This window comes from Anabaena sp. FACHB-83 (assembly GCF_014697485.1).
GTDB lineage: Bacteria > Cyanobacteriota > Cyanobacteriia > Cyanobacteriales > Nostocaceae > Nostoc_B.
The window spans coordinates 104,175-127,521 of sequence record NZ_JACJRY010000005.1; the positions used below are offsets into that span (position 1 = coordinate 104,175).

General features: G+C 42.2%; 21 protein-coding genes and 1 pseudogene. 11 read left to right on the plus strand and 11 right to left on the minus strand.

Annotated features, from left to right (window positions below; translation table 11 throughout):
• The first annotated feature begins 32 nt into the window (after window positions 1-32).
• The 3 genes from H6G79_RS08370 to H6G79_RS08380 all read left to right on the plus strand — a co-directional run bounded on the left by H6G79_RS08370 (window position 33) and on the right by H6G79_RS08380 (window position 2,786).
• A complete protein-coding gene (locus H6G79_RS08370) occupies window positions 33-599 on the plus strand; it encodes a hypothetical protein (protein WP_190588492.1) in 567 nt (188 codons plus the stop codon).
• The gene (locus tag H6G79_RS08375) at window positions 596-2,500 is read left to right on the plus strand and encodes an ATP-binding protein (RefSeq protein WP_190588491.1); all 1,905 of its coding nucleotides are present in this window, start codon (window positions 596-598) and stop codon (window positions 2,498-2,500) included. The genes H6G79_RS08370 and H6G79_RS08375 overlap by 4 nt, the downstream gene beginning before the upstream one ends.
• Window positions 2,501-2,579: 79 nt before the next feature.
• A complete protein-coding gene (locus H6G79_RS08380) occupies window positions 2,580-2,786 on the plus strand; it encodes a hypothetical protein (RefSeq protein WP_190588490.1) in 207 nt (68 codons plus the stop codon).
• Here H6G79_RS08380 and H6G79_RS08385 read toward each other — a convergent pair.
• Window positions 2,775-4,370: a recombinase family protein gene (locus H6G79_RS08385; protein WP_313933899.1), complete on the minus strand. Its 1,596-nt coding sequence runs from the start codon at window positions 4,368-4,370 to the stop codon at window positions 2,775-2,777. The genes H6G79_RS08380 and H6G79_RS08385 overlap by 12 nt on opposite strands.
• A gap of 61 nt (window positions 4,371-4,431) precedes the next feature.
• On the opposite strand from H6G79_RS08385, the pseudogene H6G79_RS08390 reads away from it, so the two are divergent.
• The 4 genes and pseudogenes from H6G79_RS08390 to H6G79_RS08405 form a co-directional block, all read left to right on the plus strand.
• Window positions 4,432-5,841, plus strand: a pseudogene (locus H6G79_RS08390) (YifB family Mg chelatase-like AAA ATPase); the annotation flags it as partial.
• Between the two features lie 248 nt (window positions 5,842-6,089).
• On the plus strand, window positions 6,090-7,004 hold the full coding sequence (locus tag H6G79_RS08395) for a YihY/virulence factor BrkB family protein (protein ID WP_190588488.1): 915 nt from the start codon (window positions 6,090-6,092) through the stop codon (window positions 7,002-7,004).
• Between the two features lie 131 nt (window positions 7,005-7,135).
• Window positions 7,136-7,642 carry a DUF421 domain-containing protein gene (locus tag H6G79_RS08400; protein WP_190588487.1) on the plus strand — a complete coding sequence of 169 codons (507 nt, stop codon included), beginning with the start codon at window positions 7,136-7,138 and terminating at the stop codon, window positions 7,640-7,642.
• A gap of 23 nt (window positions 7,643-7,665) precedes the next feature.
• Window positions 7,666-8,529, plus strand: coding sequence for a DUF6671 family protein (locus H6G79_RS08405; protein ID WP_190588486.1), 864 nt, complete (start codon window positions 7,666-7,668; stop codon window positions 8,527-8,529).
• 506 nt (window positions 8,530-9,035) lie between these two features.
• On the opposite strand, the gene H6G79_RS37290 is transcribed toward H6G79_RS08405, so the two are convergent.
• Window positions 9,036-9,158, minus strand: coding sequence for a hypothetical protein (locus tag H6G79_RS37290; protein WP_277877226.1), 123 nt, complete (start codon window positions 9,156-9,158; stop codon window positions 9,036-9,038).
• A gap of 185 nt (window positions 9,159-9,343) precedes the next feature.
• A complete protein-coding gene (locus H6G79_RS08410) occupies window positions 9,344-9,739 on the minus strand; it encodes a helix-turn-helix domain-containing protein (RefSeq protein ID WP_190588485.1) in 396 nt (131 codons plus the stop codon).
• An 89-nt stretch (window positions 9,740-9,828) separates the two neighbouring features.
• Here H6G79_RS08410 and H6G79_RS08415 point away from each other — a divergent pair, with 89 nt between their 5' ends.
• The 3 genes from H6G79_RS08415 (at window position 9,829) to H6G79_RS08425 (ending at window position 14,480) form a co-directional block, all read left to right on the plus strand.
• Window positions 9,829-10,680, plus strand: coding sequence for an SDR family oxidoreductase (locus H6G79_RS08415; protein ID WP_190588484.1), 852 nt, complete (start codon window positions 9,829-9,831; stop codon window positions 10,678-10,680).
• Between the two features lie 393 nt (window positions 10,681-11,073).
• Entirely contained in the window at window positions 11,074-13,599 is a 2,526-nt protein-coding gene (locus H6G79_RS08420; RefSeq protein WP_190588483.1) for a sigma 54-interacting transcriptional regulator, read from the plus strand.
• 170 nt (window positions 13,600-13,769) lie between these two features.
• Window positions 13,770-14,480 (plus strand): sugar transferase, encoded by a 711-nt coding sequence (locus H6G79_RS08425; RefSeq protein WP_190588482.1) that lies wholly within the window; start codon window positions 13,770-13,772, stop codon window positions 14,478-14,480.
• A gap of 5 nt (window positions 14,481-14,485) precedes the next feature.
• Here H6G79_RS08425 and H6G79_RS08430 read toward each other — a convergent pair whose 3' ends face one another.
• From H6G79_RS08430 to H6G79_RS08460, 7 genes are all read right to left on the minus strand, one after another.
• On the minus strand, window positions 14,486-15,325 hold the full coding sequence (locus H6G79_RS08430; protein WP_190588481.1) for a carbohydrate ABC transporter permease: 840 nt from the start codon (window positions 15,323-15,325) through the stop codon (window positions 14,486-14,488).
• A gap of 81 nt (window positions 15,326-15,406) precedes the next feature.
• Complete coding sequence (locus tag H6G79_RS08435; RefSeq protein ID WP_190588480.1) at window positions 15,407-15,982, minus strand: 5-formyltetrahydrofolate cyclo-ligase; 576 nt, start codon at window positions 15,980-15,982, stop codon at window positions 15,407-15,409.
• A 213-nt stretch (window positions 15,983-16,195) separates the two neighbouring features.
• The gene (locus tag H6G79_RS08440) at window positions 16,196-16,774 is read right to left on the minus strand and encodes an ankyrin repeat domain-containing protein (protein ID WP_190588479.1); all 579 of its coding nucleotides are present in this window, start codon (window positions 16,772-16,774) and stop codon (window positions 16,196-16,198) included.
• Window positions 16,775-16,870: 96 nt separating this feature from the next.
• A complete protein-coding gene (locus tag H6G79_RS08445) occupies window positions 16,871-17,815 on the minus strand; it encodes a GDP-L-fucose synthase (protein WP_190588478.1) in 945 nt (314 codons plus the stop codon).
• 26 nt (window positions 17,816-17,841) lie between these two features.
• On the minus strand, window positions 17,842-18,921 hold the full coding sequence (gmd, locus tag H6G79_RS08450) for a GDP-mannose 4,6-dehydratase (protein ID WP_190588477.1): 1,080 nt from the start codon (window positions 18,919-18,921) through the stop codon (window positions 17,842-17,844).
• Window positions 18,922-19,351: 430 nt separating this feature from the next.
• Window positions 19,352-20,110, minus strand: coding sequence for a sugar transferase (locus tag H6G79_RS08455; RefSeq protein WP_190588597.1), 759 nt, complete (start codon window positions 20,108-20,110; stop codon window positions 19,352-19,354).
• Between the two features lie 113 nt (window positions 20,111-20,223).
• Window positions 20,224-21,366, minus strand: coding sequence for a glycosyltransferase (locus tag H6G79_RS08460; RefSeq protein WP_190588476.1), 1,143 nt, complete (start codon window positions 21,364-21,366; stop codon window positions 20,224-20,226).
• A gap of 315 nt (window positions 21,367-21,681) precedes the next feature.
• Between H6G79_RS08460 and H6G79_RS08465 the strand changes: the two genes are divergently transcribed.
• Window positions 21,682-22,614: an NAD-dependent epimerase/dehydratase family protein gene (locus tag H6G79_RS08465; RefSeq protein ID WP_190588475.1), complete on the plus strand. Its 933-nt coding sequence runs from the start codon at window positions 21,682-21,684 to the stop codon at window positions 22,612-22,614.
• Window positions 22,615-22,618: 4 nt separating this feature from the next.
• On the opposite strand, the gene H6G79_RS08470 is transcribed toward H6G79_RS08465, so the two are convergent.
• Entirely contained in the window at window positions 22,619-23,344 is a 726-nt protein-coding gene (locus H6G79_RS08470) for a Uma2 family endonuclease (RefSeq protein ID WP_190588474.1), read from the minus strand.
• Window positions 23,345-23,347 lie beyond the last annotated feature (3 nt).

Below are 23,347 nucleotides of genomic sequence, written 5' to 3' on the forward strand. Positions count from 1 at the left end.
ACCTGGGCTAATCTCTTCCGAAAAGTGTTCCTATGCTGACCAACAATCAAAAACAAACACCAATTTACTTTGATGCAGAGATTGTAGACGAGACTATACATCCTGTAGACGGTGCTGAGTACGACTCAAATCAAGTACAGCAAGTAATATCTGAAATTGATAACAACATCACCCTAATTCAAGGCATTGCCCAAGGTGCTTTTCTGGCAGGATTTCAGATCACTTCAACTCAATATCTCTACCTTGCTGGCAGCGTCGGATTTTTCCCCGCCGTAATTGCTGGCTTACCAGTTGGTGCATCATTCGCGGCTACCCTCTGCTTTTTACGTTTTCACAACAGCATCATTCCCCAAATCAGCGATCGCCAAAGATTCGGAGTCGGTGTAACTCGCAGTTTAATGCTGTCAGCAAGCTCTTGGAAGTTGACCGCAGATGCTAAAAGTATGGATAGTATAGCCCGTCAGAGCTTCTATACTGTGTCTGAACAGGTTAAAACCTATGAAGGCATCCAAGAACCAAAACAAGGTAATTACGGGGTATTTCTAGCGGTTGCGATCGCTGTTTCTGTTGTTATATTTTTCTACCTTCGTAAAAAATGAAAGACGTAAAGTTGTCAGAATTGAATCAGCGCGTTTATTCCCTTTCACCGCGTCTCAACCTGATGCTTACGGTATCGGTTTTAGGTGCGGTTTTTTGTACTTTAGCTGGGCATGTTGGGGATGGCATAGCTAAGAAAGAATTATGTTTCTATCCAAAGTCAGCCAGAATCCACGATGCGCCTATACAGGCAGGGGAGGGCGATCCAGAAAAAATATTGCTGGGTAAAAAGTATTGTAGGTACGAACAGCGATCGCAAATTCCAGAACCATATTTAAAAGCTAACCAGTACCGCACTAGCAACCCAAACTATAACCCTTGGGCATTCCTCCAGCATGAAAACTTGTATGTCTTTCGGGAACTGCCATCTGATAACCCATTTAAGAATCACTTTGGCTTAGGCGCGATGGTTCTGGGCGGAATTGGTTTGTTATTCACTCGCAAGGCTAGAGACTACCTCAGCGATATTCGACCCCACTACCGCGCTACCAAAGAGTTTGAGAGTGTGAAAGCTAATTACTCTCTCAAATTTGGTGAGCAGTTGCTTGAAATGTCTGGAAATGAGTTAGTTAAATACTTGCGTGGCATCAAAATTGCTGAGGCCAGACAGCAATTTATTGCCAGCATTACCCCGCAACAACAAACAGCCTTACTTATGGCGATGTCTGCTGATGATTACTACGAATTTGGTCACTTACTTGATGGCGGTGCAAGTTTTGAGAAGTTTGAGCCAGTGCAAGCACAGTTACCGCATGGCGATCCAGGGACAGTTCAAGAACAGATAGAACAACCAGCGATCGCACCCACAAACGACGAAACAATTACAGAAGTATTGCGGCGTGTTGCCCGTGAAGATGGCAGCACCGCGCTGTGTGGCGACCCAGGCACAGGCAAAAGCACAATCACCCGCGAGTATATCCGCCAAGTTGAAGCGAACTGTCCAAATGCTGACATGAGAGTATTAGCGGTTAAAAATGACTCATTCAATGGACTACGTGAGCGCGGCAAAGTAACCCGTTTTGTGGGTGAGAACGCCATAGATAACGCCAGAACTTTCTTTTTAGGCGTTCAGACTGAATACAACAAACGCTTAGAACTAACTGAGGATGGGAGAGAAAGCTTACCGCCCTTTGTTATTATTCTTGATGACTGGCTAACCATCGCCGCCAAACTGAACAAGGTAAAACCAGAGGATTTAGGTTTTGACTTTGGACAAATCCTCTTTGATGTGCTGATAGTAGGGCGTGAGTATAACATGAAGTTTTTTGTTAACTTGCACTCGCTCAACCTTAAAGCGATCGGCATTCAAGAATTAGACCAAAATACCCGTAAGGTTTTACGTCTGTTGTTGTTGGGCAACCGCTACCGCAAGGACGGACGCGAAATTGACGCTTACGGCGTGATTGAACAAGCAATTATGGGTAATCAAGTTATCACCCATGCCAAGGATAAAGAAGCAGTTAGAACGCAGTACAGCGAATTAAAGGCGCAGTCTAGAAGCCAATATCAGCCTGTGATGTTTGCTTTTGTTGGTGGGTATTACTTGGGCTTAGTGCCAAAGTTTCAACAAGCGGAAGTCAATGATCGCCCAGTGACAGCAGAGGATAAGTCCAGGCTTGAGGCGCTTTACCACCAGATGGAGTTTGATATAAAACCCCAACCTCAAAACCCTACTCCCAAACTCTCACCCCAGGCGCAGGCCCTACACGGTTATCTACAACGCACTAACAGAACTAAGGCAGTAATCCAGGAAATACAACCTAACTTTAAAGTGAAGGGCGATCGCTTCTCTTCGGATGAGTTAAAACGTCTGTTCAATGAGTTGGTCGAGAATAGTCTGGCCGCGTGGATAGATGCCCAAAGTATTCAAATTCGTACAGATTTAGACAGACGGACAGAGTAGATATAAGTAGACAGAATGCTTGTGCAGCAAGAGACAGAGCAGACAGTATTACATTTTTTAGCAGGATAAAGAACAAGATATGAATTTTAACGCCCTCATGATTTCATCAGCAGCTAGATACACAGTTGCGAAGAAGATTCTAGGCGATCGCATCACAGTAGAATCAGCAGCGCAGATTAACTCATGGCTACTGGATAAAGAGTCTCAACTGCCTGCCTATACGGACGCGGAATATATTGATCAGGCGATCGCCTTATATCTGAAATCACATCAATCAGCAGCGTAGTTTTACTTCTTTGATGGTGGCAACGAGATTAGTAAAACTCTTGCCATTTCTATACATTCCAGAAACTTCTTTTTGCTCTACAGAGACGTGATCAATAAGCTGTAGATAGATAGCTCTTCTTGTATCCTCGTCTTGCATTTGAAAAGCGATCGCATCACTAAAAGCGGATACCAGTAATTCTCTGACGTGGTTTTTACTGCTATCTTCAAGATGCGATCGCTGTTCTATTTTCTCGATTTGCTTGCGAATCCTTTCTTTTAAAGCCGTAATTTCTGGCTCATCTTCTCCTAAATGCTCAAGCTTTTGCAATTTTTGGCGTAACTGGATTAATTCGGGTGACTGCGGTTGTTGCTGTGGCTCAATTTCCACTGCATTAGCGATCGCCTGCGAAGATTTGATCAAAGTGTCAAGTATTGCTTGTTCAAGTCGTACCTCGGTGATCATCCCCCTAGCGAAGCATGATCTAGTTTGGCAATAATTCCTGCACTGGTAACGTCTTTCAACCCCTTCTTTAGCTTGTTTGACTGCCTGAGCTTTAAAAGGATAATTGCAGTGGGCGCATCGAATCAAACCGGTGAGTAAATGAGTTTTGTGTTTGTTGTACCCACTGATGGCGTAATTCATCTCCAGGATTCGTTTTACTTGCTCCTGTTCGGAAAGAGTGAGAATTTTGTCCTCATGGGTGTCATACCTTATTTGCCATTGTTCACGCGGCAAGACTGTACCCTTTTGATTACAGATTAAAAAATGAGTATTTCCAGACCACACTGGGGATAGTAATAGTTTTTTAATTCCAGAAGCGCACGGGCGAAATACACCAGCGCGTACACCCTTGGTTTTCTTGAGGTGGTTTACGACTTGCGAGATATCCTCGCCATCCAAAACAAATGTCATCCGCTTGGGTGTCGGCACTCCAGAGGGATGCCCGATTTTTTGAATACCATACCTCTCGTTAATTGCTCTAGCAGTTCCCCCCAAACTTTTACATTTGAAGAATATTTCTTTGATTTCAATCGCTAAATCTGCTCTGGTTCTTCCTTTGAATTCTGAACCGCCAGAAGGGCGATCGCTCAAAAGACAAACAAATGGTCTTTGATCGAAAACATATTTACCATCACGACGCACATACCCAAGTGGACATGGACTACTTGATATTCCCTGCGATCGCCTGTATTCATTTCCCTTCTTGATTCGTTGGCGAGTTGTCTTAACTTCGCGCCCAGCAAACACCACACTGAGCATCGCTGAGAACTCACCGTCAATAGTGGTCAAGTCAATGTTTTCGTCCAGAGAAATCAATCTGGTATTATTTTGGTTAAAAGTAGTAGATAGGGTTTCTAGTAGTCCTGGTGATGCCGTCACCCTGTCCATCCTAGTGATCAGGACTTTTTCTATCTCACCCTTGCGGACATCGTTTAGTAGTTTGTCAATATCTTCTCTATCTACACTGTCGCGGGAACCAACAAAGATATAAATTCTTTCCGCCCCAGCATCTTTTAACCTGCCGTGCTGTTGCACTAGACCAGATTCCACCTGTTCCTCAGTGGATACTCGGATTAATCCTGCTATTATTCTTCGCATCATCACAACACAATAAGGTGCGATCGCTGACTATAACAGTAGAATCGCATACCAATATTATATAGTCCAGGAGTCAAAAGAAAGGGTGAAGGCTACTTTAAAAAATGCTGGTTTTGCCTTTCCGATGCGGAAAATTGTGATTAATTTGACTCCCGCAGATTTACGCAAGGAAGGCCCTTGTTTTGATTTGCCGATTAGTGTGGGTATTTTAGCGGCTTCTGAGCAAATTAATGCTGATTTATTGGGAGATTATTTATTTTTGGGTGAGGTTTCCCTGGATGGGAGTCTGCGTCCTGTGGCTGGGGTTCTACCCATTGCTGCGACTGCCAAAAAAATGGGAATTGCGGGTTTAGTTGTACCTGCTGATAATGCCCAAGAGGCGGCTGTAGTAGAAGGATTAGCTGTTTATGGTTGTAAAAGTATATCGGAAGTAGTTGATTTATTAAATAATCCTGGACGTTATCAACCTGTGCAGATCAATAATGTCGCAGATATGGTACAAGTATCTTATGCGATCGCTGATCTGCACGATGTCAAAGGACAAGCTCACGGACGACGTGCTTTAGAAATTGCGGCGGCTGGCGGGCATAACCTTATATTTGTCGGCCCCCCCGGAAGTGGTAAAACAATGTTAGCCAGACGTTTAGCCGGGATTTTGCCACCGTTGGAATTTTCGGAAGCCTTGGAAGTTACCCGGATTCACTCTGTCGCCGGCTTATTGAAAAATCGTGGTTCTTTAGTGCGCGATCGCCCTTTTCGCAGTCCCCACCATTCCGCTTCCGGCCCTTCTTTGGTGGGTGGTGGAAGTTTTCCCCGTCCTGGGGAAATATCATTATCTCACAGAGGGATTCTTTTTTTGGATGAACTCACCGAGTTTAAACGGGATGTTTTAGAATTTTTGCGTCAGCCTTTAGAAGATGGTTTTGTGACAATTTCCCGCACAAGACAATCTGTTGTGTTTCCGGCACAATTTACTTTAGTGGCGAGTACCAATCCCTGTCCTTGCGGTTACTACGGCGATACTATTCAACAGTGTACCTGTTCGCCCAGACAACGAGAACAATATTGGGCGAAACTTTCTGGGCCGTTGATGGATAGAATTGATTTGCAAGTGGCGGTGAATCGCCTCAAACCAGAGGAAATTACCCAACAACCCACAGGAGAATCATCAAAATCTGTTAGGGAAAGAGTACAACAAGCACGCGATCGCAGTATTCACCGTTTTCAAACCGAAACAAATCTGCGTTGCAATGCTCAAATGCAAAGCCGACATCTGCAACAATGGTGTAAGTTAGATGATGCTAGTCGTTCTTTATTAGAAGCTGCCATCAATAAATTAGGTTTATCAGCTAGGGCAAGCGATCGCATTCTCAAAGTTGCCCGCACCATCGCAGATTTAGCCGGAGATGATGATTTACAAGCTCATCATGTCGCCGAAGCCATTCAATATCGCACCATCGATAGAATGTTGTAATATCATGTCCGGTAAAAGACTTATCATAAAAACCGCAGGGGGGCAGGTGGAGAAAGAGTTGTGTTTTTCTACACAGATGCGTTTAATCATAACTGATTTGCCGGACATGATATAAAAAGTTTCCGTGTCAATAAATTCTATCTTCAGGAAACTGCACAAACCTCTTGAGGCAGATGTCACAATTTCGCAAATCAGTATCAAATATATCAAGGGAGAAAGTGATATCCTCCAACAAGGAGACTAGGTAAATGAATTTTTCAGCAATTGTGCGGCTGTTTCAAGAAACTTTTCAGGAATGGAGTGAAGATAAAGCTTCGCGGTTAGCCGCAGCATTAGCTTATTACACGATTTTTTCCATCGCACCGTTGCTGATTATTGTAATTGCGATCGCTGGTGCAGTGTTTGGTGAAGAGGCGGCAAGGGGTGAAATTGTCCGGCAAATTCAAGGTTTAGTCGGGCCAGATGGAGCCGAGTTTATTGAAATAGCCATCAGAAATGCCAATCAACCAAAAACAGGTGCGATCGCATCGGTAATTAGTATTTTACTTTTACTTTTAGGTGCTACAGGTTTATTTACAGAATTACAAGATGCCCTGAATACAATTTGGGAAGTTCAACCGAAACCGGGACATGGCGTGAAAAATGTTGTGCGTCAGCGTGCTTTATCTTTCGCCATGATTTTAGGTATTGGTTTTCTGCTCCTTGTCACTCTGATAATTAGTACAGCTTTAACAGCGATCGTCGGTTATTTTAGTAATTTACTTCCTGGTATAGATTTCATTTGGCAATTCTTTAACTTTATACTGTCTTTTGTCATCACGACACTATTATTTGGACTCATTTTCAAGGTTTTGCCTGATGTCAAAATTACTTGGAATGATGTTTTAATAGGTGCTGTGATTACATCTTTATTATTTTCTTTAGGTAGATATTTATTAGGACAATATCTTGGTAATAGCAGTTTTGGTTCTACTTATGGTGCGGCTGGTTCTTTAGTAGTTATTCTCGCCTGGGTTTATTATGCTGCCCAAATCCTCTTTTTTGGCGCAGAATTTACCCAAGTTTATGCTAGAAGATACGGCAGTGGGATTCGCCCCACACGTCATGCCGTCCCTATGAATCATAATGGTCAGTCTAAGCGAACGAACAGCGATCGCAAATAAATTAATGTAGAGAAACGTAAATATTCGTATTTGTAAAAAGGCAGGAGGGACGAGGGTTTTATGGTAATTAACCCTTCTTAATATAGTTTTTTCACTAACTTATTTAGCTTAACAAAAGCAAAGACATAAACATGGATAAATGGTTATATATTGATTGGCAAGAAATCTTTGTCCCTAGCATTAGTATTGTAGAATTATTCATTCGTGGTTCTCTGGTTTACTTAGCTTTATTTGCTGTTTTACGCTTTCTCCCTAGTCGGCAAATAGGAACTCTAGGGATCACCGATTTATTAGTAGTTGTATTATTTGCCGAAGCAGCCCAAAATGCAATGGCAAGTCACTACACATCAATTACCGAAGGTGGTATTTTAGTAGGCACAGTAATTTTTTGGAGTTACTTCCTTAACTGGTTGGGTTATAAATTGCCGAAATTCCAGAGATTTCTAAATCCTCCGCCTCTGCTGTTGGTGAAAAATGGACAAATGATTTCCCGACATTTAGACAAAGCCCTGATTACAGAAGATGAGTTGATGAGTAAATTACGTCAACAAGGTGTAGAATTTTTAACTGAGGTGAAGTTAGCTTATATGGAGTCTGATGGTGGTATTAGTATTATCACATCAGCCACTAACGATTAACAGCAAAGGAGATAATTACAGCAATGCAAATTCAGCAATTATTTAGTAACCGAGTGGGTATAATTGCAACAATGCACCACAAAGAAAAAGTAATTGCTCCCTTATTAGAACAAGAACTAAATCTTAAAACTATTGTGCCATCTAATTTCAATACTGATGATTTTGGCACATTTACGAGAGAAATCAAACGCCCTGGAACTCAAATTGCGGCGGCTAAGTTAAAAGCCGAAACAGCTTTAAAATTAACAGGTGAAACTATAGCGATCTCCAGCGAAGGTAGCTTTGTTCCTCATCCAATGGTACCTTATATTTATTCTAACCGCGAAGTCGTGCTTTTGTTAGATAAAGAAAATGAACTAGAAATAATTGGTGAAGAATTTTCTATAGAAACTAACTTTAATCATCAAATAGTTGCAAGTCTCCAAGAAGCAGAACATTTTGCTAAAAAAATCGGTTTTCCTGAACATGGTCTGGTCGTCTCTTGGGAAGATAAGGCGAATAATTGCCGCGAAATAGTTAAAGGGATTATTACAGCAGCAAAACTCCAAGAAACTATTACAATCGCCCTGAATAATTCTGTTAATTCTCAGGTGAATTTAGAAACAGATATGCGGGCGCTGTATAATCCAACCCGGATGAATAATATTGAAAAAGCTACATTAAATTTATTAACCAAAATTAAAAGCCTGTGTCCCCAATGTTCTGCACCCGGTTTTGCAATAACCGAAAAAATCGCCGGATTACCATGTGAAATGTGTTCTATGCCCACTAGTTTGACACTTTCTGTAATTTATCAGTGTCAAAAATGTGGGTTTAAACAAGAAAAATTATTTCCTCATGGTCAAGAATTTGCTGACCCAGCCCAATGTATGTACTGTAATCCTTAATAATCTAGGGAGTGGGGAGTAGGGAGTAGGGGCTAGGGACTAGAAAGAAGGGACTAGTTAAGAGGAATAGTAGGTTGGGTGTAGCGATAGCGTAACCCAACAGGGTCTTGAGAATGTTGGGTTCCGTTCCTCCACCCAACCTACACCGAACCTGTAACCTATCACCTCCTATAAAAAAAATCTCTCGTTACCAAAAAGCAACGAGAAGATTCAAAGTTGTAGTTCGTCAGGTGATCGGAATAGTATCTTATTTAGTACTTATTTTCGGTATATTTATTCCTCCATTAGATAGAGAAATAATCTAGCTGATTGCGGATGTAAGTATATACTGACACTGCTAAGAATTGCATACTTTTTTTATTAAATAAGCCCCAGTGCTATAAAACAGCAAAAGGGCAGACGGTATGGTGTGAGGAGCAAACTGTTTGTTTACTTAAGTATTAAATTAGCAATGAGATGTGACAGTGTTATCACATTGATGTGAAAATTATGCGATCGCCTAAATTCTAGCTACGACTAAAAAACACCGCCGCCAAGACAATTAATCCCAAAAACGCCAAGGGAACCCAAAGATTAGGCACATCAGCCAAACTCATAAAACAGCCTCTAGTGGGTAAACAATGACTCATACTATAGGACTCATGTTTGATTTGGGAAAAAAATCAGTACACCCAGATCAGGCTGCTTTACTACTCCCTACTCCCCATTCCCTACACCCTGCTTACACCACTAGATGCAGGAATCAAACCGTATTCCCATATATTCACATCCAAGCGGCTGAAGTCACAGCTATACGGATGCTGGATTATCATCACTATCTGTCCACCTTCTTCCTTGCATCCAACACCCTTGGCGTATTGACTTCAATCCAGTCTGCTAAGGCGGCGACGCGCTCGGCGACTTCTTCTCCCATCGGAGTCAAGCTGTACTCAACAAAAGGCGGAACTACATGGTGAGATACACGCAACACAAAACCATCTTCCGTCAGTGATTGTAGACTTTGAGCCAGCATTTTTTCACTAACTCCGCCCATTTTACGTCTCAACTCGCTAAATCTGTGAGTCCCTTGGCGTAGCGCAATCAGAATCAGTACGCCCCATTTGCTGCAAACGTGTTTCAGAATGTCTCGTGAGGGACATGGCGCGGCGAAAATATTCCCCATTTCCCAGCGTTGTGTCAGAGTCTTGGAATCATCATTGCGATCGCTCATATACTTACTTTTTTGTTGGTACTTACCAAAAGTTAGTAATGAAATTATATTAGGTTTATCGACATCAAAAAATTAACCAACTAAAAAATATGATTGTCATCACTGCTGCATCGGGTCAGTTAGGCAGATTAGTATTGCAAGAACTATTAAAATCCGTTCCTGCCAATCAACTAGTCGCTGCGGTTCGCAATCCAGAAAAAGTATCAGATTTTGCCAGTTTAGGCGTGCAGGTGCGGCAAATTGATTACACCCAACCCCATACATTAGATATCGCCTTCGCTGGTGCAGAAAAAGTATTGCTCATCTCCTCCAGTGAAATTGGCAGTCGCGTACTTCAGCACACAAACGTCATCAACGCCTGTAAGCAAGCTGGAATCAAATTACTGGCTTATACCAGTCTCTTACACGCAGATAGCAGTCCTCTGCCTCTAGCAGCAGAACATCACAAAACTGAAACTGTCTTGCAAGAATCTGGTGTGCCTTATGTGATATTACGTAATAGTTGGTATACCGAAAATTACACAGCAGGTATCCCGATAGCCTTGGAATATGGTGCAGTTATGGGCTGTGCTGGAGAAGCTAAAATAGCCTCCGCAGCCCGCGTCGATTATGCCGCAGCCGCAGCCACCGTTTTATTAGCCAATGACCAAGCAGGTAAAGTCTATGAATTGGCTGGTGATGTAGCTTATACATTGAGCGAACTTGCCACAGAAATTAGTAAGCTTTTTGGTAAGCAAGTTAGATATCAGAATTTGTCTGAAGATGAGTATATTAATGTATTAAAAAATGCTGGCTTACCTGAGCCTCTGGCTGTGATGTTAGCAGAATCTGAGACAGGAGCAGCAAAAGGAGGATTGTTTGATGCCAGCCAAACCCTAAGCCAACTGATAGGCCGCCCTACCACACCTCTGAGTGAGTCGATTAAAGCAGCCTTGGGCTAAAAACTGTCTGAACCAAGATTGGGTGTCAGGGTGTGTGGCGGAAGGATTTTAGATACATACCCCGCATTTCTCACAAGCTTCAGGCGTTTGATGGGGCAGAGGGGCAGAGGGGCAGAGGTACGGAGGGGCAGGGGAGAGAGTACCTTCATTCTCCCCTGCTCCCCTGCTCCCCTGCACAGGCTTTGAAAGGTGTGGTGAGAAATCCGGGATACACCCCTATCCTGAGTCAACCCGCACCTACCCACATCCAGCCTGCCTTTACAGATAATTTCAACAATCAAACCAGATTCCCATCAATTTCATACTTCAGACTTCAAACTTCATACCTCAATTAACCTTGCAATCAGGGATAATTCCATTTATACAGCCAGCAGCTTGCATGGAAAACCCACAATGACATTACAAGAAACAGTCATTTGGCTACAAGAACGTACAACTTTAGGAATTCTCTCATCGGCGGCGTTGAATGCGATCGCCCAAGTTTTAGAATTGCAAACGATACCTCAAGGCAGTTCCTTAGTCAACGCAGGTACTCCGCCAGCCGCACTATACATCCTCAAAGATGGGCAAATTGAAAGCGATACCAGCAATAAAAGTAACTTTGCCTTTGCTTGTGGCTTTCTACCAGGGGCAGTCATTAACCTGCGACAACTACTATTAGATGAATTAACACCATCTAAAATTATTGCCCTCACAGAATGCCATGTCTGGGTAATTCCTGCGGCTGAGTTTCGTGCTTTAGCCAGCCAATATCCCGAAATTACCCAAGCATTATCTCGCTTTTTAGCCCAAGAATTAGCCCAAGTTACATCAGCCTTAACTTACGCACAAGAACGTTCTGTGGCTTTACGTCCTTATTTGGTCACGAAAGCCCAACGGGGTATTGTGGGGACGAGTCGCTATGCAGTCCGGTTGCGGGAACAAATACGAGAAGCCGCAGCCGACCGGAAATCAACAGAAATCTTCGGCGAACCAGGGTTAGAAAAAGATAATATTGCTGCTTTGATTCACTACGGTTCACCTCAACGCCGTGAACCCATGATTAAAATTAATTGTGGTATTCTCCAAACAAGCGGTGTCGATTTATTTGGTCGGGCTGGCGGTAGACCAGGGCTTTTAGAATGGCTGGGGGAAGGCACTTTAGTACTGAATAATATTCAAGAACTGCCCCCAGAATTATTACCAGCAATGGTGCAGTTCATCAAAACAGGTACTTACACCCCAGTCAGTCGTGATGGGGAATTATTAGCTGAACCACGCACTAGTCAAGCGCGAATTTTGATTGTTTCGGAAAAAACGGAATCTAAAATTGAACGTTGTGTAGGTCGTGTCATTAAAGTCCCGCCAGTACGGGTGCGAAAAGCTGATATTAAAGCCCAGGTAGAATACTACACTAGTTTATATGTGCGATCGCGCGGACTGGCGAAACCTCGCATTACCCCAGAAGCTTTACGCCGCTTGCAGTCTTATGATTTTCCTGGCAACCTGAAAGAGTTAAAAAATTTAGTCGAACGGGCAATTGTTCAAGCCGGAGAAAGACAGGAATTAACCGAAGAAATCTTTTGGTCAGCCCAAACCAAGAAAAAAGAATTTCGCGTCAACTTATTAAATACTTATTCTGGGTTGCGAAGATTTCTCCGCAGTGACTGGTGGCCTGACAAAATCAACTATGGCTTTACGGTGATTGCGTTTCCGATCATTATTATGATCTTATTTTTGGGGCCGCAAACCCGCGATCGCAATTTTGCTTTAAATTTATTTTGGGCTTGGTGGTGGCCTTTCTTTTTACTAATTTTTCCCTTTCTCGGTCGCGTCTGGTGCGCTGTTTGCCCCTTCATGATTTACGGTGAAATTACCCAAAAATTATCTCTGTGGTTATTTCCCCGCCAACTTAAACGCTGGCCGCGAGAAACAGCCGAAAAATGGGGCGGATGGTTTTTATTTGGCTTATTTACCTTAATTTTCCTGTGGGAAGAACTCTGGCATTTAGAAAATACAGCTTACCTATCTGCCTGTTTACTGTTATTAATTACAGCCGGGGCAATGATTTTCTCTGCCATATTTGAACGACGGTTTTGGTGTCGTTATCTTTGTCCTATTGGCGGAATGAATGGTTTATTCGCCAAACTTTCCATGACAGAACTACGCGCACAACAAGGCATTTGTTCAGCAACCTGTACTACTTATCAATGTTACAAAGGCGGGCCGCAAAAAGGCGAAGGTATGGAAACTAATGGCTGTCCTTTATATTCCCATCCCGCCCAGCTAGAAGATAACCGAGATTGTGTCTTGTGCATGACTTGTTTAAAAGCCTGTCCCCATCGTTCCGTTGAGTTTAACTTGCGTCCCCCTGGAATTGAATTGTGGACGACTCATACACCACGCAAGTATGAAGTGGCATTATTGTTTTTACTTTTGGGTGGTGTATATCTGCATCATTTACCCGAATTGCAATCATGGTTAGGACTGCATCTAGATTTAACGCAATTTTGGCAGCATTTAGGTTTATCGTTATTTGCCTTAATTTTCCCTGTGGCTGTGGCTGGGGCTGCTTATTTTTTCATACAACTATTCAATTTTCAACGCAAGCCGAAATCATTCAAGGAACTTGCATACAGCTACTTACCTTTGGTGTTGGGAGGCAACTTAGCCCACTACCTGCACTTAGGCTTGGCAGAAGGTGGGAAAATTTTACCTGTAACTTTAGCCACTTTTGGGTTAAATAGCGGAAATTTGCCTGTACTGATAGCACATCCAGCAGTTATCAGCTTTTTGCAAGGTTTTACTTTAATTATTTCTGCCTTGTTAACCATAGTCCTCACCCAAAAAATAGCACGACAATCACTGCGATCGCTCTTATGGCAACATCTCGCAACTATTGGATTTGCAGCTAGTATGTGGGTGTTAATTGTCTTGTAGCTAGATTTACTTTATACATTCAACACGTAAATTTTACAATCCTCTGGTGAATTCAAAGATTGGGTAAATTTTGTAAGGGAAGTTCATTACTAGTGCAATTTTTGTTTATATTATCACTCAGTATGAATGTAGCCAAATTTTTCAGATACCCTGATTAACTTCAACTTTTTATGGTGTCACTACCAACTTTTCCTTCTCACACAGGCGGTTACACTGTGGACGCTTTAGCATTTGCTGATGAATATTCAGCAACTAATGTTGTCTCACAACCTTTACACAGATCAACCTCTAGCATCACAAAAAGATTAATTGACATCTTAGGGGCTATTGTGGGACTCATCATTACAGTGATGTTGGCAATTCCCATAGCGATTATTACTAAAATTACTAATCCCGGCCCCATATTTTATTCGCAAATTCGCTGTGGAATTAACGGTAAACCCTTCCGTATCTGGAAGTTCCGGTCGATGGTAGTCAATGCTGACCAAATCAAGCATCTGGTCAAAAATCAAGCCCAAGGCCATATTTTTAAATCAGTTGACGACCCTCGTATTACTCCCGTTGGTAAATTCCTGCGTCGCACCAGCTTAGATGAATTTCCCCAGTTTTGGAATGTGCTGAAGGGCGAAATGAGTTTAGTTGGCACACGTCCCCCTACACCCGATGAAGTCATCCACTATGCACCCCACCACTGGGAAAGGTTACGAGTCAAGCCAGGAATGACAGGAGAATGGCAAGTTAATGGTCGTTCTACTATTAAAGATTTTGAAACTATCGTCAAAATGGATGTTGATTATCAACGCAAGTGGTCGATAGTTTATGACATGATGCTAATATTTAAAACCATCTGGGTGGTATTGAGTAAAAGTGGTGCTTGTTAGGCAAATTAACCTTTCACACCACTACCAGTTTCAGTTGGGACAATGTAGCGTTGTAAAAATATAAATAATATTAGTACTGGGGCGATGGAAATGATCGAACCAGCAGCGACTAAGCGCCAGTCTAAAGAAAAAGTACCGGCTAATTTTGCTACGCCCAAAGGTAGGGTGTAGAGTTTTTCGTCTTGAATGACAATTAACGGCCAAAGAAAATCACTCCAAGACCCAATAAAGACGAAAATTGCCAGTGTAACTAACGCTGGACTAACTGCTGGCAACATAATATGCCACCACAAACCTAACTCAGAACTACCATCCATCCGCGCCGCTTCTTCAATTTCTTTCGGCACACCCATAAAAGCTTGTCGCAGTAAAAAAATGCCAAAAGCCGAAGCCAAACTCGGAAAAATCATCCCCCAATAAGTATTTACTAAGCCTAATTGGACTGTCAAAATATACAGGGGAATCATCACAATCTGAAAGGGAATCATGATTGTCGAGACGATCGCAATAAATATCCAGTCTCGCCCCGGAAATGATAATCTGGCTAAAGGGTAAGCCGCTAAAGAACAAAATAGTAAATTCAACCCAACAGTCAGTAGAGAAACCAAAGTACTATTATATAAATATTGGGCAAATGGTAAAGATTGCCACACCTTAGCAAAGTTACCCAATGTCGGTTGGCTAGGAAGTAACTGTGGTGGAGACTGTAAAATATTTTCCGTTGGTGATTTTAAAGCAGTACTGATTAACCACAGTAAGGGAAATAGAGTAATAAGTGCGATCGCTCCTAATAAACTATAGGTAATCAACATTTGCCAGCGTGAGTTTTTTAGTTGTAGCTTCATAAAATTTTCCTTACCTCTTGATAATTTAGGCTATTTAAGCCCCTTTCTGCGTCGGAGAGGGGTTGGGGAGAGAAGTGTATTTTAAGGATAAATAAGGAATTTAGTTTCTGTTGCAATCGCTTGTAACGGTTTATCCCAAGTTTCTACAGGTAGTTGCGGCAAGTAAGCAAAATCAAATACTATACCTACAGTTGGTTTATTTGACCATTCAGGAGAACTAAGTAAGCGGTCATAATATCCGCCGCCATAGCCCAAGCGATATCCGCGAGAATCGCAAGCTACACTAGGCACAAGAATTAAATCGACTTCACCAGGGTTTATAGTTGGTGCATCGGGATGAGGTTCACTGATACCATAGTTGTTTATGTGCAGCGAGTCTCCAGGTTGCCAAATATGCCAAGATAGGGAATTACCAACGCAGCGCGGAAATCCCCATTGATATTGAGTATTTGCAAATAAGGGACTTAAATCAGGTTCTTGACGAAAGTTAAAATAAGCTAGTATGGTTTTTGCTTCATCATAGTGAATCAAGGTTTGTAGTGTTGTACAAATGCGATCGCTTTTTTCTCTCCATTCTGCAACAGACATCAATTGCCGTTTTTTCAACAGTGTACGACGTAACTTAACTTTATCTAATTGAATATCAACTTCATACATATAGCAATCCTATCTGAGTGGTGAAAAAGTATTCTTTTTAACGAACCGCAAAGGACGCAAAGGACACAAAGAAGGAGAGGAAGGGAAAGAAAGAGAATTTCACAAATGGTTTAGGACTGCTATAGAAAGTTATTTTAATAAATCAACATTGTTGCCAAATTGCGAAATTTAAATACCTCTAGGAACAGGATGAAACGTTATAAAACAAATTTATCAATGTGCTTGTTGGCGTTCACGCTTTTTCCTAGCTTTAGCCCCTGCGCCCTCAATAGCTTCTTTAAGAGCAGCTTCTTTTTCATTAACTGAGGTATATGTAGCAAGGTATTCAACAACTTCTATGTAACCATTTCGTGCAGCATAGGAAATGGGTTTATTTTCATAGGAATCGATAACATTTGGGTTAGCTCCAGCTTTGATTAGTAACTCTACCGCTTTCAAATGACCACGACTTGCAGCTTCAAATAAAGGAGTCCAACCATCTTCATGAACGAAATTAACATTAGCTCCTGCATTAATCAAAATAGATATGATCTCAGGATTTCCATTAGCGGCTGCTAAATGTAAAGGGGAAGAGACACTAATAGAGTTAGCACTTACTCCACTACTCACTAGAAGAGAAACAACAGTTATCTTATTCAGGTGAGCCGCTAATTCTAATGGAGTCATACCCCACTTGTCATCAGTCGATTCGAGATCCATACCTGATTTTACGATTAGTTCAATCTGTTGAGTATCATCGGACTCTATCAATTGATGCAGCGTAAGATACTTTCGTTCTGAAAATTTGGACAACTGGGATTTCCTCTCACATAAATTATGAAATAAAATACCCGACTTTTCAAAAAAGCCGGGTATATGAACTTCTGCATTACAACGTCTATAAATATCCTATGCAGCGTTTTGACGATACCAATCAATGGTATTTTTCAGCCCTTCCCTAAAGCCTACTTGTGCAGTAAAGCCAAAGGCTTGCTTGGCGCGTTCTGTATCTAAACATCTGCGGGGTTGACCATTGGGTTTGTCGGTTTCCCAAACAATTTCGCCGTCAAACTCCATCAATTCGCAAATCAGGGTAATCAAATCACGAATGGAAATCTCATAACCAGTACCTAAGTTAACTGGTTCCGATTCATGGTAGTGCTGAGTTCCCATAACAATTCCCCGTGCTGCATCTTCAGAATACAGAAACTCGCGGGTAGGACTACCATCACCCCAAACAGGGAGTTGTTTGTCTCCGTTAACTTGGGCTTCGTGGACTTTGCGAATTAAAGCGGGAATTACGTGAGAACTTCTGGGGTCAAAGTTATCTTCTGGCCCGTATAAGTTTACAGGTAAAAGATAAATCCCATTGAAACCGTATTGTTGGCGGTAAGATTGCAACTGAACCAATAACGCCTTCTTCGCCACACCGTAGGGTGCGTTAGTTTCTTCGGGGTAGCCATTCCAAATGTCATCTTCTTTAAATGGCACTGGTGTAAATTTAGGGTAGGCACAAATTGTACCTACACAAACGAATTTTTCTACGCCAGCTTGGTAGGCAGCATGAATTAGCTGGGTTCCCATAATTAAGTTGTCGTAGAATAATTCTGCGGGCTTTTCGCGGTTGAGACCAATCCCACCAACGTGAGCCGCTAGGTGGATAATGATATCTTGTTGGTCAACTGCACGTTGACAGTTTTCCCAAACACGGATGTCACATTCACGCGATCGCGGTATTGTTATTTTTGCCTCATCAGCCCCAGCCTTACACAGCTGATCTATTACCTGACGACCGAGGAATCCCGCCCCACCTGTGACGAGAATCCTTTTGTTTTTCAGTTCTAAGGCGGTCATATTTTTCTTATCCTCTGCGGTGTAAATCAGAAGTGGAGAGCGCCCAATTCTTGCCGAATAGTAGCAATATCTACAGGTACTTTTGAACCATTACCATTAGGTGAAGTCTGACCCAAGGCTTGTAAATCTGCTTCCACCATAAGAGCGACTAATCCTTCAAAGGTAACAGAAGGTTCCCAACCTAACTTTTGTTTTGCCTTTGTAGGATCACCAATTAATAAGTCTACTTCTGCGGGGCGTAGGTAGCGATCGTCAAACTCTACGTAATCTTGCCAATTCAAATTGACATAACCAAAAGCTAACTCTAAAAATTCTCGGACTGAGTGGGTTTCCCCAGTCGCAATTACATAATCATCTGGTTGGTCTTTCTGTAACATCAACCACATAGCGCGTACATAATCTTTCGCGTAACCCCAATCTCGTTTCGCATCAAGATTACCCATATAAAGATTTTTCTGCTTACCAGCTACAATTCTCGCTACTGCTCTGGTAATTTTCCGGGTAACAAATGTTTCACCACGTCGGGGTGATTCATGGTTAAACAAAATCCCGTTACAAGCAAACAAATTGTAAGATTCGCGGTAGTTTACTGTTTGCCAGTGTGCGTAAACCTTTGCACAAGCATAAGGACTCCGGGGATAAAATGGTGTGGTTTCGCTTTGTGGTACTGCTTGGACTAAACCATACATTTCCGAAGAACCAGCTTGATAGAAACGGACTTCTGTACCAGTGCGTCGTTGATAATCTCGAATTGCTTCCAATAGACGCAGAGTACCCATACCCACGGCATCAACGGTATACTCTGGTGAATCAAAGCTCACCCGAACATGAGATTGTGCGCCTAGATTATATATTTCGGTTGGCTGAACTTCTTCTAAAATTCGCCGCAGCGTTGTACCATCTGTCAAGTCACCGTAGTGAAGAAACAACCGCACACCCTCTTTGTGGGGATCTTCGTAAATATGATCAATGCGGTCTGTGTTGAAGGTAGAAGTCCGACGAATAATTCCATGAACTTCATAACCTTGCTCTAACAAAAATTCACTCAGATATGAACCATCTTGACCGGTAATACCAGTAATCAACGCTCGCTTAGTTTGCACCATGCTCAATTATCCCTTGTTATTTTTGATCTGTAGAGTTTCAGTCCAACTGATACAACCTAGCAGCAAATGGCTAAATTGCCTAATGGGAAACTTACGGGTCTTAATTGATAGCAGAATTTTGCCGTAAACAAATATACTTAATTAAGAATTACTTAACAAGCTGAACTTGAGTAGGTTAACTCAATGAATAGATAGAATTTCGGTGATGTTGCGGAATTTTTACAAAAACTTTATATAATCTTGGCTTTTGTTAAGTGGAAATTAATTAAAAATTTAGAGAGATTGATCAAACAGAATTCCATATTCAGGATTCAGAAGTCAGAATTTTAAAGCAATTTATAATGCTTGATGGCGAATAATTTGGATGAATTTTGCCATATTCTGACCCCTGAACTCTGATAATGTCGCTACGAGCAATGTTGATTTTGACTTAATAAGCGCCGTTATTTTTAGGCATAATCACCACATTAATCGTTTTCAGAATTATCCACAAGTCAAGCCAGAAATTTCTAAATTTGACATAGTGTAGGTCTATTTGCACTCGTCTGGGGTAAGGAATATCATTACGCCCAGAAACTTGCCATAATCCAGTAATTCCTGGTCGGATTGTTAATACTTGCCCTATGTGATGACCATATTTTGGTAATTCTTCGGCTACCAGGGGGCGCGGCCCGACGACGCTCATATCTCCTTTTAAAACATTCCAAAACTGAGGAAATTCGTCCAAGCTGGTAATGCGAAGAAATTTACCGATTGTGGTAATTCTTGGGTCATGTTTCAGCTTAAAACTACTTTCAAATTCCTGTCGCAATTGGGGCGATGTTTCCATCATCTGCACAAGCATTTCGTCGGCATTGCTCACCATTGTGCGGAATTTAATACAATTGAAGCGCCTATAGTTTTTACCTACCCGTTCTTGGACGTAAAAAATGGGGCCTTCTGAGCTGAAAGCAATCAGCAAGGCCAAAATCAAGTAAAGGGGAAAAAACAAAATCAGTACTGACAGCGAAAACCCGATGTCGAATAGTCGCTTAACGAACTCTCCGTTTAAAGCCTGAGCAGACGACACTTTGGGTTTTACCCTGGGTGTCTTGGTTTTTTTGCTACGTTTTAAGAAAGTACGCCTAGACGAGCTAGCGTCTTGCCGTAGGCTTCGCTTGCCGGAGAGGAGTGAGCTCTGGGCAGTCATCATACTCCTTAATAATCCACACCACACATAGTCCCAATCTTAAAGCCAAAATGAGGTGCTTCTGGAGGGAAGTTCCAAAAGCATACACAATTTCCGTACACAAATTTCAACCATTACGCTAAGTATGGTCTGGTTTTGTGGCACTGGTTGATGAAATCTAGATAACGCTGTGCAAAAATTTGCGGTGAAAACTGATCAGCGTGCGATCGCAAATACTCAGGATTGATGACATTGCGATACACTTCAAATTGTTCTACTGCTGCTGTTAATGCCGCTACTGTTTGCTCTGGAAAAAAGATCCCAGTTCCTTGCTCCTTGTGCGATCGCACATCCCGGACTGTTTCTAATGCACCCCCAGCCCCATAAGCAATTACTGGTGTACCGCAAGCTTGTGCTTCTACTAAGGCAATGCCAAAATCTTCACAAGCAGCATAGACAAATGCCCTGGCTTGAGCCATATATTTTTTGACTACATCATCAGGCTGCCACCCCAGTATTTTGATGTTAGGTTTGGCTATTTGGCGAATTTTTTCCATTTCTGAACCTGTACCAATTATGACCAATGGTAACTGCAATTTATTGAAAGCTTGGACAATTAAAGATACTTGCTTATAGCTAACTAAACGGGAAACAGTCAAGTAAAAATTTTCTTTCTGGAGAAAAAGCGGAAATGCTTCCACATTTACAGGTGGATAAATCACTGCGGCTTCTCGTCGATAACAACGCCAAATTCGTCTAGCTGTATGCTGGGAATTGGCAATAAAGTAATCAACACGATTGGCACTTAAGACATCCCAATGGCGTAGCTGATGCAGTAGATACTTGGTTAGCCACCCTGGTAAACCACTGCCAAGCTTACTTTGACGCAGATAGTCAAAAGTCAAATCCCAGGCATAACGCATAGGGCTGTGACAGTAGCAGATATGCAACTGATCAGGTGTAGTTAAAACTCCTTTTGCTACAGCATGAGAAGAAGACAAAATCACGTCATATTGCCGCAAATCCAGTTGTTCAATTGCTAAGGGTAACAAAGGCAAATATTTCTGCACTCCGTTACGCGCTAAGGGAAAATGCTGAAGAAACGTTGTACCAATTTGGCGTTTGTACAAGTAACTTTCAGGATTGCTGGATTCAAAGTCAATCAACGCATATAAATCGGCATTAACATGGTTCAGAATTTCTTGTACGACTAATTCTGAACCACCGGTGGCTTTGGGTGTTAACCACTCATGAACCAGAGCATATTTCAAGGGCACAGTAACTTGAGTAGATGGAAAATACAGTCAGACAAATTGTGAGGAAGCGCCCCAGATTTAACCCCAGACGGAATTCTGCCGCAAGTGGTTCCAGAGGGATACAGCAACCTGATAACCTCTAAGGGGGAGTAGGGAGTAGGGAGTGGGGAGTAGGGGCTAGGGACTAGGGGCTAGGGACTAGGGGCTAGGGATTTGTATCAAAGATATTTAAGTAATCTTATGTATCTAACCCTCTAGCCTCTAGCCCCTAACCTCTAGCCTCTCACCTCTAACCCCTAGCCCCTAGCCCCTCCATTAGACATAAAAGGGGAATTTATGCGAATTTTAATTATGGGTGGCACTAGGTTCATTGGTGTTTACCTAACTGAAATACTTTTAAAGCAAGGGCATGAGGTGGTACTGTTCAATCGTGGCAATCGTCCGGTACCATCCAAGGTAGGACAGATTATAGGCGATCGCACGGATGCAGCCCAACTGAAAGAAAAGCTGTCACAAGAGAATTTTGACATCATTTTCGACAATAATGGTCGAGAATTAAGTGATACTCAGCCATTGGCAGAAATTTTCCAAGGTAGAGTGCAGCAGTTTGTTTATATGAGTTCGGCAGGGGTTTATCTTAAATCTGACCAATTACCCCATGTTGAAGGCGATGCTATTGACCCCAAGAGTCGCCATAAGGGTAAACACGAAACGGAAGCTTACTTGGCTCAAAAAGGCTTACCGTTTACTTCGATTCGCCCAACGTATATTTACGGGCCGAGTAATTACAACGATTTAGAAAGCTGGTTTTTTGATAGAATTGTGCGCGATCGCCCAATACCAATTCCGGGTAATGGTCTACATATTACCCAGTTTGGTCACGTAAAAGATTTGGCAACGGCAATGTCTTTGGTGATTGGCAATCAAAAAGCGATTGGGCAGATTTATAATATTTCAGGCGATCGCTTTGTGACTTTTAATGGTTTAGCCCGTGCTTGTGCTGTAGCTGCTGGTAAATCACCTGATGAAGTCAAAATAGTTCACTACGACCCGAAAAAGTTTGATTTTGGCAAGCGTAAAGCTTTCCCGATGCGCCTTCAACATTTCTTCGCATCAGTACAAAAAGCCCAAACAGAATTAAATTGGCAGCCCGAATATGATTTAATTTCTGGGTTAACAGATTCTTTAAAAAATGATTATCTAGCCAATGGACGGGATCAGAAGGAAGTAGATTTCTCTGTAGACGAAGAAATTTTACAAGCCGTGTAGCGATTTATATTTGGTTGGGGTCAATTCCCAACTCTCGTAACTTTGCGGCTAATCGTTCAGCCCTCTGGCTTTCCTGCTCCACGGGAGTAGGAATCCAATTTCCATCTGCATCATACCAACGTAACCATAATCGCTCAATTCCTTGATAAGAGCCTTGCCAAAGTCCTAAACCCAACTGTAAACTCGGCATCCAAATTCTTGGCGTAGTTAAATTCATTTCGCTGTAGCGCCCTGCAATTATTTGGAAAGCTTGTAATTTATCAGTGTAGCGGTCAAAGACAATGTAATAAGGAACTCGCAAAATTCGTTCGTAAACTTCCCATTTTGTTGGCGGTTGGTTTACTTCTCGCAGAGTTTGTCCCAAATCTTCTTTTTCTGTTCCTGGAGATAGTAATTCAACTACTACAAAAGGTGCAATACCTTCTTGCCAAATCACATAACTTAAACGTAAATCTTTTTGTTCGTAGAGACGAGAACCACCTACAACCGCAAACCAATCTGGGAGCTTGTACCATAGTGGATGCTGAGTATCATAGTAGAGGTTTAAGTCACTAGCAGTAAATATTTCGTCTGTTCGATAGTTTGGTGGAGAAAATGTCTCGCGTAGCAGTTGGGGTTGGAAAATATGAAATTCTTCAGGCAAGCCAGGTTCCTTGGGATCTTCACTCTTGAGATCATACATCGTAGGTAGAGATTCTTTCGCAGGTCGAGGCGGGTCTGTTTGATACATAAG

What these genes read in the sequence shown, in the direction of transcription:
- H6G79_RS08435 (WP_190588480.1), bottom strand. Translation starts at nt 15,982, where the DNA reads ATGTATGAAGTTGATATTCAATTAGATAAAGTTAAGTTACGTCGTACA.
- H6G79_RS08380 (WP_190588490.1), top strand. Translation starts at nt 2,580, where the DNA reads ATGAATTTTAACGCCCTCATGATTTCATCAGCAGCTAGATACACAGTT.
- H6G79_RS08405 (WP_190588486.1), top strand. Translation starts at nt 7,666, where the DNA reads ATGCAAATTCAGCAATTATTTAGTAACCGAGTGGGTATAATTGCAACA.
- H6G79_RS37290 (WP_277877226.1), bottom strand. Translation starts at nt 9,158, where the DNA reads ATGAGTCATTGTTTACCCACTAGAGGCTGTTTTATGAGTTTGGCTGAT.
- gmd (WP_190588477.1), bottom strand. Translation starts at nt 18,921, where the DNA reads ATGGTGCAAACTAAGCGAGCGTTGATTACTGGTATTACCGGTCAAGAT.
- H6G79_RS08465 (WP_190588475.1), top strand. Translation starts at nt 21,682, where the DNA reads ATGCGAATTTTAATTATGGGTGGCACTAGGTTCATTGGTGTTTACCTA.
- H6G79_RS08385 (WP_313933899.1), bottom strand. Translation starts at nt 4,370, where the DNA reads ATGATGCGAAGAATAATAGCAGGATTAATCCGAGTATCCACTGAGGAA.
- H6G79_RS08415 (WP_190588484.1), top strand. Translation starts at nt 9,829, where the DNA reads ATGATTGTCATCACTGCTGCATCGGGTCAGTTAGGCAGATTAGTATTG.
- H6G79_RS08370 (WP_190588492.1), top strand. Translation starts at nt 33, where the DNA reads ATGCTGACCAACAATCAAAAACAAACACCAATTTACTTTGATGCAGAG.
- H6G79_RS08445 (WP_190588478.1), bottom strand. Translation starts at nt 17,815, where the DNA reads ATGACCGCCTTAGAACTGAAAAACAAAAGGATTCTCGTCACAGGTGGG.
- H6G79_RS08375 (WP_190588491.1), top strand. Translation starts at nt 596, where the DNA reads ATGAAAGACGTAAAGTTGTCAGAATTGAATCAGCGCGTTTATTCCCTT.
- H6G79_RS08455 (WP_190588597.1), bottom strand. Translation starts at nt 20,110, where the DNA reads ATGACTGCCCAGAGCTCACTCCTCTCCGGCAAGCGAAGCCTACGGCAA.
- H6G79_RS08410 (WP_190588485.1), bottom strand. Translation starts at nt 9,739, where the DNA reads ATGAGCGATCGCAATGATGATTCCAAGACTCTGACACAACGCTGGGAA.
- H6G79_RS08420 (WP_190588483.1), top strand. Translation starts at nt 11,074, where the DNA reads ATGACATTACAAGAAACAGTCATTTGGCTACAAGAACGTACAACTTTA.
- H6G79_RS08395 (WP_190588488.1), top strand. Translation starts at nt 6,090, where the DNA reads ATGAATTTTTCAGCAATTGTGCGGCTGTTTCAAGAAACTTTTCAGGAA.
- H6G79_RS08470 (WP_190588474.1), bottom strand. Translation starts at nt 23,344, where the DNA reads ATGTATCAAACAGACCCGCCTCGACCTGCGAAAGAATCTCTACCTACG.
- H6G79_RS08430 (WP_190588481.1), bottom strand. Translation starts at nt 15,325, where the DNA reads ATGAAGCTACAACTAAAAAACTCACGCTGGCAAATGTTGATTACCTAT.
- H6G79_RS08400 (WP_190588487.1), top strand. Translation starts at nt 7,136, where the DNA reads ATGGATAAATGGTTATATATTGATTGGCAAGAAATCTTTGTCCCTAGC.
- H6G79_RS08425 (WP_190588482.1), top strand. Translation starts at nt 13,770, where the DNA reads ATGGTGTCACTACCAACTTTTCCTTCTCACACAGGCGGTTACACTGTG.